Source organism: Nocardia tenerifensis NBRC 101015 (assembly GCF_000308715.1).
Taxonomy (GTDB): domain Bacteria; phylum Actinomycetota; class Actinomycetes; order Mycobacteriales; family Mycobacteriaceae; genus Nocardia; species Nocardia tenerifensis.
This window is the reverse complement of the sequence record NZ_BAGH01000288.1, coordinates 34574-47362: the sequence shown is the minus strand read 5'-3', so window position 1 is coordinate 47362 and position 12789 is coordinate 34574. Positions and strand designations below refer to the sequence as shown.

Below are 12789 nucleotides of genomic sequence, written 5' to 3'. Positions count from 1 at the left end.
GAGATGCGAGCGTGGTATCCGAGTGGTACACAAGGGATCTGAGCGACAACGGCGAGCGTCTCTTGGCGAGACTGTGCAGAACAGAGGTGAACTTGAACGTTCTCTCCGCTGCCTGTCCCTGGCTCGGGCCTGGTTGGCCTCGGAAGTGCTCCGTCGATCATCGCGGGTTGTCACCGCGATGATGCCAGGCAGCAAGGAGATCTGCCGGACTGAATACGGCGTCGAGGTGCGGAGTCGTGACTCCGGATCGGGTAACGGCTATCAGGGGAACTGGTTCGTCGGTGATGCGATGGCGGTGGCGCTGGAGCGCGGTCAGATCGTGGCTGTCGAAGGGTGAGTTTTCAAGCCATTTGATGGACCCGAGGAATGCGAGTTCGCGAGCGACGGGTTCGCGGTCGGCGCCGACGATATCGATCTCCACGTCGTTACTGCGGGTCCAGTAGCCGCCGATTGCGAGGGCCGCTGGGATGTTGTGTGCGGGGAGCAGGCGTGCAAGTGATTCCCGGACCAGTGGCTCTATGGCGCGGCCGCGCCAGCTAGTCCATCCGCGGTGGATTCGTTCGAGGGTAAGGTCGGAGCGCATGCGGTCGATCTCGGTGAGATGCGGACCGAGGAAGGTCAGCCAGAAGCGCAAATATGGGTCGGTGATCCGGTAGCGGCGTTCCTTGGACGGTATGAGGCTGATCGGCAACTCTGCCGCGACGATTCCCTTGCTGGTCAGCAGTTCCGTGGCTCGTGACAGTGTCGAGTGCGCCATGCCGCCGGCCGCTCTGGCGATATTGGTGAAGGTGCGTTCGCCGCTGCCGATCGCCGCCAGCACTTGGCGGGCTTGGGTTTGGTCCGGAAACTCAGCGGCCAGGGACAGTTGTGCGGAAACAACCAGGGGGCTCACCGGATCGGCCAGTTCTCGGGCGAGAAATGCCCAAACGTCCTCGCCTGCCCGCCAGCGCACTGCGATGATAGGCAATCCTCCAGTCAGCAGCGCCGCGTCGAAGGCGGTCGCTGGTTCCAGGCCTGTCATCGTCGCCACATCGGCCGGATCAAGTGGTCCCAGGCGCATTTCGGTGCCGCGTTGGTGGAACGGCCGTCCATACGAGGTGAGTGCTTGCATCATGGCGAGATCGGATCCGATGAGAATCAGCAGCACTGGTTTGCGTGAAAGCTCGCGATCCCAGGCCCGCTGCAAAATGCTCTCGAACGCACCTGCCGGATCCATGAGGTAGGGCAGTTCGTCGAGCACCACCACACTCGGCTGGCCGTCCGGCAGGATGCTCGCGAGTTGGCGCAGCGCCGCTGTCCAGTTGCCGGGGAGAGCCTCGCCGAAGATGTCGGCGTCGGGTAGCGAGGAACTGCGCACGGCGTCGACAAACTCGGTGAGCGGATCGGTGCCGAAGCCGATCTCGCTGGTGTGGAAGACGTTCGGAACTCGATTCCGATGCACGAACTCCTCGACCAATGCGGACTTGCCGATCCGGCGTCGTCCGCGCAGGATCAGGCAACGTCCTGGCCTTGCTGTTCCGATCTCTGCCCGCACCCCGGACAGTGCGGCAGCAAGTGTGTCCAGCTCACTTTGCCGCCCGATGAAGTCGACCACGCTTAGGCCTCTCAGTCGCCGATACTACCGTGTGCGATACTACCGAAGAAGATACTATCGCACGCGCTACTATCCTGGGGTGTGCAGAGGTGGTCCCCTCTGGATATATGCGAGTCGTCAACTGTGAAGCGGGGTATGGGTGAACCCTTGGCCAACTACGAGCGGGTTGTCGCCGCGGTCCGCCGCATCACCTCACCGCCGCCGGACGGTTTCGGCATATCTCAGCGCAACGTGGTCCTCGACGCCGCCCGCTACTACGCCGATAAGTCCGGCCGTCGGGTCTCCATCGGATACGCTTTGATCCGCGACATCAACGACCAGCCCTGGCGTGCGGACATGCTCGGTGCCAAGCTGCACAAAGCCCTCGGCTCTCGCATGCATGTCAACGTGATCCCTCTGAAAGCGACCTCCAGTAGCAAGTGGGATGCGAGCCCGAAACCCGTTGAGCGCGAGTTCGTTTGGCGTGTCAACGAACAGGACGTGCCCTGTAGGGTGCGTGATACCCGTGGTCAGGAAATTGCCGCAGGGTGTGGGCAACTCGCTGCTGAGGGGGTAGCGGTGTTTCCGCAGGGGTGGGCGGCACCGCCAGCCATGAAACCGCCTCCGCCTGCGGCTGACTCGGCGCGGGCCGGTCTGGCCTCGGCAAACCGCCGACGGTGAGGGCAAACAGCGAAACTCGCCCGTGATAGGTATCTGATATGAGAAGATCCCGGCTTGTGACTGATGCTGAGTGGGAGACGCTTCCGGTGCAGGACAGGGCTGTTCAGGAGATCGGCTATTTCGGCAACGGCAAGGATGCGGATCTGGTTATCACCTTCGCGGATGGCAGCACAGGTACGGTGCCCAGTCGTCACGTGTCGATAACTTCCTCGACCACAATGCAGCTGACGATCTCTAGTCTGGATGACCTCAACCTTGCGGTTCGAATCACTGGCGAGGGGTTGGCTATCGCGGCGGGGAGGGTGGCCAACTATGCCGCCGACGATGAGCTGTACGGACCACGGTTCCGTGACGACCTCGCGCAGTGGACAATGCCGGGGCGACACAGTGTGGGAACCGTCACCCCGGTCGAACTCGAACTGCGGACCGTTAGCGATTAGCTGTCGGCCGCTGCTCGAAGACTCGGCGGAGAAGGTGGTTTGGTGACGTTGAGTCGGTGCACCCGATCAGAGCCATCGGACTTGTGTGACGAGTAGAACGAGACGCGTGAGGCGCTCACCGCCGCGGCCAACAAAGCCCAGCCTTGACCGTGTACCTCGAACCAGCTCGAAACTCGTTGAGTGTCAGATTGTTCGGTTCAGATCGGTCTGCAGTGTGGCACCAGTCGCCGTGGCGGTACTCTCGCGTGCGGTACGGTCCGTGACGCTGCCGACCGCATAGGCTAATGAGTTGCGTGCTTTGTGGCGCTCGTGCGTCGTCGGTCACGTCGGCCACGGGTCGCGCGGCCGCTGATCGACCAGATCTCGGTCGTTCTTCCAGTGCGGATCGGCCTTACCGGACCCCAGGTCAGTGATTTCATCGAAACGAAGCCATGTCCTGTGTGCTACCGAAACGAGCTGGGTTCGTTCTTTCGCGATGGGTACGGTGATCTCTTCATCTGCCTTGGTAGCCAGTTCGGACGCTTTGTTGTCGAAGTCGCCATTCACGTCTGATGACGGTAGTGAGGGTGGAGTGGGCTTGCTAGGATCGGCGCGCTACGGAGGAGGTGGGGTGTCGGACTTCAGGCGGGTGCCTATGGGGGTTGATCCGTATAAACCGAGTTCGGCCAGGATTTACAACTACATGCTTGGGGGCAAGGACTACTACGAGGCGGATCTGGAGTACGCCGAGCAGGTGTTGCGGGTGGCGCCGGACTCCAAGGCGCTGGCGCGGATGAGTCGGCGGTTTTTGTTGCAGGGGGTCGAGGTGGCGGTGGGGGCTGGGGTTTGTCAGATCGTGGATGTCGGTGCGGGGATACCGATTTCGCCGTCTGTGTACGAGGTTGCGCGGAAGGTCGAGCCGTCGGTTCGGGTGGTGTCGATCGATTTCGATCCGGTCGTGCACGCGCACGCTACGGCGATGCTGTCTGGGGCGGCGGGTAATACGCCGATGCTGGCCGACCTTCGGCAGCCGGCGGACATGATCGATCGGCTGAGTTCGGAGGGGTTGATCGACTTCGCTCAGCCGGTCGCCGTGCTGATAGTCGGTGTCCTGCACTTCATCATGGATGAGGAGAACCCGGGCGGGATCCTGGCCGAATTGCGTGCCGCTATGGCACCGGGTAGCTATCTGGTCGTTACCCATGCCACGAGTGAATCCGACTCGCGCTTCGTACGGCAGGCCATGTCGGCCACGAAGGGGAGTTCAGCGGTGCCCGCACTGCGGTCCAGGGCCGAGATTGCTTCCTACCTAGAGGGATTGGAGACCCTGGCACCCGGCCTGGCCCCGATCCAGGACTGGCTCGATGATGATTTACCCGCGACTCGCGTGGAAATTCTGGGCTGCATCTGCCGCAAGTCGTAGATCGCCGGAGGTTCGACGCGCGTGACGGCGAATTACCATCGGCGGATGCACGCCGACGATCCGAGGGCCGAAACGGACGGTCGACGAGCGCCTGCCGAGCGTCCTGTTCGGCAGCTGGCAGCCGACTTGGATCCACTGTGGCGAGCCCTGCACAAGAGATTCTCCACGGGACGCGTGGTCCAGCGGGTACGCGTAGGACCGCTGACCACCGAGCAGCGAAGCGCTATAGCGGATCTGATGGGTGCGGCACGGTTGCCGGGCGAATACGCCACGATCGGGATAACGGAACTGGATGCCGTGCTCGACGAGATAACCGGCTGCACCGCCTACGATGTCGTCACGCGGTTGATCGGTCCGATCGGCGATCGTGCCGCCGAACGTCGAAGCGCGGCACAACAGCGAAACAGCCTGTGGTCGTGGCTGTCTCAGCATGAGGTCGTGCGAGCACAGCCTGCTTTGGAAACCTGGGTGACGGCGGTGCGACGGAACGGTCTGGTGTCGGGATCAGTCGAACGGACCCGTGTGCTGCTCGATCAAGTCCTTCGCGTGCTGAGCGAATTGCCCAGTGCTGGAACACCGCTGCCGGTATTCGCGGACACTGTGCTCGGCGATCCCCACGGGCTCGATGAGGGCACCCGTCTGCACACCATGGTGGTCCGAGCCTTGACTGCTCTTTACGGCACAGACCCGCCGTCGGATGCCGCGGGACTTCGCGCGTTGTGGGATCGCGCCGGAGTCTCCGCCGACGAACTGTCCTCCTCGGTTTTGGTGGCCGGTCTGCGCATCACCACGGAACCCGCGGCTGTCGGACGAATCCTGCACATCTGTGCGGGGATGGGCCAAGCCGCCATGCTTACTTTGCAGCAGCTGCGGACGTGCGCCGGGATCACCGATACGCCGGTCCGGGTCTGGGTGGTCGAGAATCCGAGCTTGCTCGCGTTGGCACTGCGCAGATTCGGCGCTCGATGTCCACCGATGATCTGCACGTCCGGATGGCCGAGCAGTGCCGGCGTGCGGTTGCTTCAGCTCTTGCGCGCGGCGGGCGTGGAGCTGCGCTACCACGGCGACTTCGACGGTGAAGGTTTGCGCATCGCGGCCAATGTTGTCGCCCGAGTCGGTGCCATTCCTTGGCTGATGAGCAGCGTCGACTACCTCGCCGCGGTGGGTGGCGCGGGCCCGTTCGTCGGGCGGGTGACGCCCGTGCCTTGGGATCCCGACCTTGCGGCACACATGATTCGAATGGGCACGGCAGTGCCGGAGGAGCGCGTCGCGAACGTGTTGCTGGACGAGCTCGAACGGCATGCGCCGCAGGGCGTTCTCGAGGTCTAATGTGGACCGCTATACCACCAGCCCAGGGGAGGCGTCGTGGACCCGATTCGGGTACCGCCCGAGATGTTCCGCTTCACCAGCGGGGATCGTGCCGGGCTGTATGTGTCGGTGCTGCACGCGTTCGGTGAATCCAATGAGCGACTGATAACGGCTCTCGGCATCGATGACGTCCGAACTCGGCTTCGATCGGTCGGCTGGCTGGAGGCGCTCGAGGACGACGACTTGACCGCGGCATTGGCTCAGCTGCGCGTGTGGAAACTCGTCGACGTCATCCAGAACCATTCCGAAAACTACCGAACCGCAGGCGAATACGAGCGTCGCAACCTGCAGTACTCGCTCACCAGGCAGGGCGAGGCAGCGTTCGCCGGCGTGGTCCACGCGATGGCAGTGCTCGCCTCCACCGGCGCGCTACAGACAGCGGTGCTCGACGCGATAGCCGACCGGCTCGGTGATCTGATCGAGGAGTTGGCGTCCGGCACCGACCGGCGCGTCTTCAGCGCGTTGAGCGAACTCGAGTCACATCTCGAGGCGCTACGCGGAAACACCAAGCAGTTCAATGGCGAACTGCAACGGCTCCTACGGGCGGAGGGTGCCGACCTTTCGGTGTTCCATGAGGTCAAGGCCGCGACGGTGGCCTACCTCCAAGAGTTCCTCACCAATATCGAGCACCGAAGACACGCGATATCCACCAGGATCCGCACCATCGACGATTACGGTGTCGGCCGGATGCATCACCGTGCGCTGCTCGGTGCCGAGCTGCCCCAGATGACCGGAGCAGATCCTGGGGCAGCGTGGTTGGAGCACCGCCGGGCTCGCTGGGAGGGGCTGCGGGCCTGGTTTCTGCCCGCTGACGGCTCGGTGCCACGCATCGAACAGCTCCACCTCGTCGGACGCAAGGCAATCATCACGCTGCTGCAGGTGCTCGATCGGATCACCGAGTCACGGCGGCGTTCCAGCAGCGCGGTCGCCGACTTTCGTGAACTGGCCAGGTGGTTCACCGTGGTACCTGAGCAGGATGATCTACACCGGCTGTGGTCAACGGTCTTCGGCCTGAGTTCGGCACGGCACGCACATCTGGCTCATCCGGATCCGGAGCTGGTGAGTCCGTCGTCGACCTGGTCGGACGCCCCTCCGGTGGAGGTGTCCCCGTTGCTGCGGTCGGCCGGCCGGACCGAGCGCTTCGCCCGGACCGGCCGAGTCAGGGACGTGTCGGCGATCAAGGCCGCCCGTGCCGAGCAAGCCGCCGCCGAACGCGTCGAGCTGGAGGCGGCCTGGGACCTGCTGAATACCGATGGCAGCGTTCGGCTCTCCGCTTTCGGACGGCTCGACCACGCGGTATTCGAGCGGTTGCTCGACCTGCTCGGCCGAGCGCTCGGCAACCCGCCGGAGACGGGCGGTACTAGACGGGGCAGTACAACCGATGGTCGGGTGGAGATCGTGCTGCGACCCCCGCGGGACGGCGCCCGGGCCGAGTTGAAGACTCCCCGGGGCGTGTTCCGAGGGCCGGACTACGTCTTGGAGATCCTGGTGCCGGGGGAGCGAAAAAGGGCGAAAAACAGGCAGGGTCAGGGATGAGTGAGCTCGCGAACCAGCTGGTGATCGCGGAGCGCGAGGAAATATCGCGCGGCGTCCGGCAGTTGCTGGCCAGCCCGCTCATCACCGAACGCGGCGCACCGGAACCGTTCGATTTGATCCGCCGTCGGCACGAACCGATCGCGAAGTGGTTCGACTATTACTGCGGTTGGACGCTCACTGTGGAGCCGCGCCTCGGCTACGTGCGCCTGGTCAAGGTGCGCCCGGCTGCCGACCCCACCCGTCCGGCACGGCGGCTGCGTTCTGCGCGAGCGCCTTTCGACCGCAGACGCTATGTCCTACTGTGCGTGATCTCGGCCGAGCTGTTCGCCGCACCGGTGACGACGATCGGCCTGCTCGCCGGTCGCGTCCGGTCCGCCATAGCCGCGGATCCGGTCGTGGCCGACTTCGAGTCGGCGAGCCGCAGCGAGCGGATGGCGTTCGTCGACGCTCTGCGGCTGCTCGAATCCCACGGCGTCTTGGACGCCATCGACGGTTCCGCCGACTCCTACATCGAATCGGACTCGGCGAAGGTGCTGTACCGCGTGGATACCACCCTGCTGCTGCGGCTGCTCGCGGCACCGGTGGGCCCCTCGCAGCTCGGCGTGCCTGCCGAGGAAGTCCCGCTGCGAGTCGATCAGTTGCTGACCGAGCTGTCTCGCGAACGCCGCTACGGTCTGGCCGCGGGCAGGCACGCGGACGACACAGGCATCTCCGATGTGCAGCGCAATCTGTGGTTGCGGCACTCGATCTTCCGGCGCCTGGTCGATGACCCGGTCGTGTACTACAGCGAGCTGTCGGAAGAGGAACGCGGCTACATCTCCTCACCGACGGGGCGGCGACTATTACGTCAAGCTGCTGACCAAGGGGGCTTTCTGCTGGAAGAGCGGGCGGAGGGCGTGCTGCTGGTCGACGTGGACGGGATCGCCACCGACACCCGATTCCCCGACGACACAGCGACAGCGAAGGTAGCGGCACTGTTGCTGCTCGACGGGGTCATGGGCGCGACGACCGTCGAGCAATTGGGTCGGTCGGCCACCGAGCTGCTGGAGCGATTTCCGCGCTGGGCACGCAGCTATCGTGGCGTCGACGGTGTTCGCCAGCTCGTCTCCGACGCGATCGCGGTGCTGTCGGCTTTCGGCCTTGTCCGCACAACGAAGTCCGGGCTGGTGATACCCCTTCCCGCCGCGGCGCGCTATCGCGTCCGTGACGTGCGTACCTCCGGCACTATCGATACCACCGAGGAGCCGCCCTCGTGAACGTAACTGTGCTGCCCCGCTCGGCGGCCGACACGGAGAACGAACGCCGCATGCGGTGGATCCCTTCGCGCGCAGGCATTCTCAATGTCTGGCGGTACTACGACGAGGTCTTCGAGTTCCACGATGGCCGGCTGCTGCTTCGCGGCCCGAACGGTAGTGGCAAGTCCAAGGCACTGGAGTTGTTGCTGCCGTTCCTCTTCGATGCGAATCTGCGCGCCAATCGGCTGTCCACCTTCGGCACCGGCGAGCGGACCATGCACTGGAACCTGATGGGGGAAGGCGCGACCGGGACGACCCGGGTGGGCTATGTATGGCTGGAATTCCACCTGCCCGCTGCCCGAGAACGGTGGTTTACCTGCGGTGCGAGGCTGCAAGCGAGCAGCAACACCACCACCGTCCACCCCGACTACTTCACCACCGATCTTCGTATCGGCGACGGCCTGACGCTGACGACCGACGGTCGGCCGCTCACCCGCTCGGCGCTGGAAGAACGGCTCGGCTCGCGCGGCACCGTTCATCCCAGCGCGAGCGACTACCGCGACGAGATCCGGTCAGTGCTCTTCTCTTCTCTGAGCGAGCAGCGCTACGACGCGCTGATCACAGCGATGCTTCAGCTGCGAACCCCGAAACTGTCGCAACGACTCGATCCCGCGCTGCTGTCGACGCTGCTGTCGCGAGCGCTGCCGCCGCTGGGCCAGAGCGAGATCGCCGATCTGGCAGAGGGTTTCGAGCGGCTCGATGCGCAGAGGGAGCGGCTTGCACGTCTGGAAGAAGAGGTCGACGCCACCCGCACGCTCGCCCGTCAGCAGAAGACCTACGCACAGCGCGTCCTGCGTGCGGGCGCGGCGGCGCTCATCTCCGCGACCACCGAATTGGAGCGATTGTCGAACGCTGCCAAGAACTCGGCGGCGGAGTACGACTCCGTGGCGCAGCGCAAACGAGAAACCGAGGAGCGGACAGAAAGCCTGGAGGCCGAACGCGTACAGAACGAGTCCCGTAAAGAGGGGCTGATGGAGTCCGACGAGTACAAAGAGGGGCAGCGGCTCGACGCCCTGCGTCAAGACACGAGTAAGGCGAGGGAGCGGGCCGCCGCTCTCCGCCTCGACGCGACGTCGCGTCGAAACGCCGCGCAGGACGACGTATCGAACCAACAAGCCGCTGCCGACGCCGAACAGCGACAGGGGCGGATCGTCGCGAATGCGGCTACCGAGGCCAGGCAGGCAGCCGTCCGGGTCGGCATGTCGAGCGTGTACGAGGAAATCTCAGCCGCACTCGACACCGATCGGCCGCGGTCGTTGCTGAGAGGCGCGGTGCGTGGCAAGCGAGATCAGGTCCGTGCGACGGTTCGGGCACTGGACGAGCACGAGCGCGCGATTGCCTTCCGGGCGCAAGCCGAGCAGGAGCTCGAAGACGCGCGGGAAGCGTATATCGAGGCCGAGACCGCGTCGGCGGCGGCAGCCGATGGTTGCGGACAAGCTTTGGAGGCCCTGCGCGTCAGGTTGCGAAGTTGGGTGGTCGGCTGTCGCGAGCTCGGTTTCATCGACCCCGATACGCTGGTCGACGTGGCCGACTTCGAGCCGGCGGTGGTCGACGCGGTCAATACGGCGGCGACCAGGGTCCTGGAGGGGATCAGCAAGCAGGAAACGCTGTGTGAATCCGCCATGCGCTGCGCTCGTGCCGAGCGGGAAGAGCTTGCGGCGGAACGTGATCGGTTATCCGGGGAGCACGACATCCCTCCGGTCGCGCCGCCGTGGCGCACGACGGATCGCGCGCACATGGTGGGCGCTCCCTTATGGCAACTCGTCGACTTCGCCGATGGTGTTTCCGAGTCCGCGCGAGCAGGGGTCGAGGCCGCGCTCGAGGCCTCGGGCCTGCTGGACGCGTGGGTGGGACCACAGGGCGAGGTCGTCGGTCACGACGCGTTCGCGGATCCCGCTTTGCTGACGGCAGTGAGCGGACGATCATTGGCCGATGTGCTGGTCCCGCTGCCGGACACAGAGGTGGGGGCAGCAGTGGTGCACCGGCTCCTGTCCACGATCGCGTTCGGCGACCGGTTGCCCGCGGACTCGACTGTGGCGGTGGGAGGTGACGGTACCTGGCGTACCGGCAATCTCACCGGCAGTTGGTCCAAGGAACAACCCGCGTTCGTGGGCGCACTCACCCGGCAACGCGCACGCGAACGTCGGATCCGCGAAATCGATGACCAGATCACGGAATACGACCTTGCCTTGACCCGATTGGCCGACGATGCGGCGGCGCTCGACGCACGTCGCCGAGTCGTCCAGGTCGAGCGTGAGGCGAGACCGAGCCACGAGGAACTGTCGATCGCCCAACGTCTTCTTGTCCGAGCCGAAGCCGACCTTGCCGCAGCGGATGCCGTGGTCCGGCAGCGGGTCGGCAACGTTGCGGGCCGGGAGCATGCGGTGAAGTCCGCTTTGCTGCGTCTCTCCAGCCTCGCCACCGAGAACGGATTGCCGACCGAGCGGACCGCCTTGGACAGGGTGCTGGAGGCCGCCGACACCTTCGCGGGCTCGGCGGAGTCCTGGCTCGATGCCTACGGTGATCTGCGATCCGCGAGCAATCACGCTCGGCTCCTTGCCGAACAGACAGACAGGTCGACGGCTCTCGCCGAACAACGCGAGAACGACGCGGCCGTCGCCGAAGCCGAACACCGGCAACTGGACGCCAAGCTCGCGGAGATCTCCGGTGCCGTCGGGCTCGGTTACCGCGAGGTCCTCGACAGGATCAACACGCTGCGGGCCAGGATCGAAGAACTCGGCGTCCAGATTCGCGCCGACCGGGTGACGGCGAACAGCCTGGCGGAGAAGCTGGGTGAGCTGGGGAGTCGGCGCATCACCGACGCACAGGCGCACGCCCTGGCCGAGTCTGCGAGAGACGCTGTGGCACAACGATTCCGTCACCTAGCCGCCGGTGTTTTTCCCGCTGACAGCGAGATCGCCGACCTCGCCAAGTTCCGGCACACCCTCCTCGGCTCCGAAGGGGTGCGTGCCGCCCTGGACGCGGCACGCTTGGTGGCCGCCGCGTGGCCGACCATCCCGCACGCCCCCGCCCATCTCGGCGAAGCGTTACGCAGGTTGTCCGACTCCGTGCACGACTGCCGGGCCGCCCTGAGCTCCCGCGCCGACCTCGATCTCGAAACCGACGACGACGTCCAGGTTTTCACCGCCGTGGTGGACGGCGTCCGCGTCGGCGCCGCGGAGTTGCTGCACATTCTTCGCACCGAGGCCGACGAGGCCAAGAATGAAATCACCGAGCAGGAACGGCAACTTTTCGACCGAACCCTGACCGGCGATACCCGCCGCCACCTCGCGGCGCGCATTCGTCAGGCCAATGAGCTGGTCGACGGGATGAATGCCCGTCTCGAACGCGTCCGCACCGCCTCCAATGTCGCCGTGCGGCTGGTCTGGCACATCGCCGACGATCTGCCTGCCGGTACCAAGGCTGCCCGCGATCTCCTGCTGAAAGATCCCGTGCGGCTCACCGAGGCCGATCAGCAGTCACTCCACCGGTTTTTGCGTGAGCGTATCGAGGAGGCCAAGGCCGACGACACCGCGACAAGTTGGGAGCAGCAACTCGCGCAGGTCTTCGACTACACGGCGTGGCATCGATTCGTCGTGAAGGTCGACCGCGGCAGAGGTGACGGCTGGCAGTTGCTGACCAAGAAGCTGCACGGGGCACTGTCCGGCGGTGAGAAGGCCATCGCGCTACACCTTCCGCTGTTCGCTGCGGTCGCCGCGCATTACCACGCGGCAGCACAGGCACCGCGGGTGATCTTGCTGGACGAGGTATTCGTCGGGGTGGACACCACCAATCGCGGCCAGATCTTCGCGCTGCTCTCGGCGCTCGATTTGGATCTGATGCTTACCTCGGATCATGAGTGGTGCACATACGCGGAGCTCAGCGGCATCGGGATCCATCAGATTGTGACCGGCGACGGCGACGATGCGGTGACCACGGCGCGTTTTACCTGGGACGGTCACGATCTCCACACGGGTTGACGTTGCAGGCTGCTATTCGCGCGCTAGGCCTCGCCGGCCGGCGGATGGTCACCCCGCATGACGCTCATAGCGGGACCGTGCGCGTTGGTAGGCGATTTGCAACAGTTCTCGGATCGGGCCGTCGGTGTGGGGGCCGGGGTTCACGACGGATAGCCAGCCTGCGGTGGCGTAGGTGGGGTGGGGGATGACGGTGTCGGTGATGGTGTAGTCGACGTCGGCTGTGTGTCGCGGCGCGTGGCCGAGTCGGTCGGTGAATGCCTCTTTTCCGGCGGCGATATTTACGCGGAATGTGTTCGGGCGGTCCAGGCCTGAGCTCGGCTCGTTCGGATAGTCCTTGGTCACGATGGTGGCGAAGGGTTGGGTGTTGGTCGGGACGGCTCCGTCGGGGGAGTAGTAGAAGAAGGAGTCGCCATGGCTGATCGCCGGCCAGGGGTCGCCGGCGGTGGGGCTGAGGGTCAGCACTCCGTCGAGGTCGGCGATGAAGTCTTTGATCTCGTCTATGGTCATGTCTTCG

At 65.0% G+C, this 12789-nt stretch carries 9 protein-coding genes and 1 pseudogene; 7 read left to right on the top strand and 3 right to left on the bottom strand.

What is annotated here, in order from left to right:
* Nucleotides 1-157: 157 nt before the first annotated feature.
* On the bottom strand, nt 158-1594 hold the full coding sequence (locus tag ON39_RS22440; protein ID WP_040737328.1) for an ATP-binding protein: 1437 nt from the start codon (nt 1592-1594) through the stop codon (nt 158-160).
* A 114-nt stretch (nt 1595-1708) separates the two neighbouring features.
* On the opposite strand from ON39_RS22440, the pseudogene ON39_RS47500 reads away from it, so the two are divergent.
* A pseudogene (locus ON39_RS47500) lies at nt 1709-2143 on the top strand (23S rRNA (adenine(2503)-C(2))-methyltransferase RlmN); the annotation flags it as partial.
* Nucleotides 2144-2310: 167 nt separating this feature from the next.
* Complete coding sequence (locus tag ON39_RS22435) at nt 2311-2694, top strand: hypothetical protein (RefSeq protein ID WP_040737326.1); 384 nt, start codon at nt 2311-2313, stop codon at nt 2692-2694.
* 321 nt (nt 2695-3015) lie between these two features.
* On the opposite strand, the gene ON39_RS22430 is transcribed toward ON39_RS22435, so the two are convergent.
* Nucleotides 3016-3240, bottom strand: a complete 225-nt coding sequence (locus ON39_RS22430) for a hypothetical protein (RefSeq protein WP_040737325.1) — start codon at nt 3238-3240, stop codon at nt 3016-3018.
* Nucleotides 3241-3304: 64 nt separating this feature from the next.
* Between ON39_RS22430 and ON39_RS22425 the strand changes: the two genes are divergently transcribed.
* Genes ON39_RS22425 through ON39_RS22405 form a run of 5 tightly spaced genes read left to right on the top strand, consistent with a single transcriptional unit; the run spans nt 3305 to nt 12275 of the window.
* Nucleotides 3305-4096, top strand: coding sequence for an SAM-dependent methyltransferase (locus ON39_RS22425; RefSeq protein WP_040737324.1), 792 nt, complete (start codon nt 3305-3307; stop codon nt 4094-4096).
* Nucleotides 4097-4141: 45 nt separating this feature from the next.
* Nucleotides 4142-5425, top strand: a complete 1284-nt coding sequence (locus tag ON39_RS22420; protein ID WP_083894629.1) for a TIGR02679 family protein — start codon at nt 4142-4144, stop codon at nt 5423-5425.
* A 36-nt stretch (nt 5426-5461) separates the two neighbouring features.
* Entirely contained in the window at nt 5462-7000 is a 1539-nt protein-coding gene (locus tag ON39_RS22415; RefSeq protein ID WP_040737323.1) for a TIGR02677 family protein, read from the top strand.
* The gene (locus ON39_RS22410) at nt 6997-8256 is read left to right on the top strand and encodes a TIGR02678 family protein (protein WP_040737322.1); all 1260 of its coding nucleotides are present in this window, start codon (nt 6997-6999) and stop codon (nt 8254-8256) included. Before ON39_RS22415 ends, ON39_RS22410 begins: the two co-directional genes overlap by 4 nt.
* Nucleotides 8253-12275, top strand: coding sequence for a TIGR02680 family protein (locus tag ON39_RS22405; RefSeq protein ID WP_211336334.1), 4023 nt, complete (start codon nt 8253-8255; stop codon nt 12273-12275). Before ON39_RS22410 ends, ON39_RS22405 begins: the two co-directional genes overlap by 4 nt.
* Before the next feature lie 48 nt (nt 12276-12323).
* Here the strand turns inward: ON39_RS22405 and ON39_RS22400 are convergent, their stop codons facing one another.
* On the bottom strand, nt 12324-12782 hold the full coding sequence (locus ON39_RS22400) for a DUF6194 family protein (protein WP_040737321.1): 459 nt from the start codon (nt 12780-12782) through the stop codon (nt 12324-12326).
* Nucleotides 12783-12789: the final 7 nt, after the last annotated feature.

Bases quoted from the DNA above. Each gene is read 5' to 3' on its own strand.
- ON39_RS22420 (WP_083894629.1), top strand. From the start codon at position 4,142: ATGCACGCCGACGATCCGAGGGCCGAAACGGACGGTCGACGAGCGCCT.
- ON39_RS22410 (WP_040737322.1), top strand. From the start codon at position 6,997: ATGAGTGAGCTCGCGAACCAGCTGGTGATCGCGGAGCGCGAGGAAATA.
- ON39_RS22400 (WP_040737321.1), bottom strand. From the start codon at position 12,782: ATGACCATAGACGAGATCAAAGACTTCATCGCCGACCTCGACGGAGTG.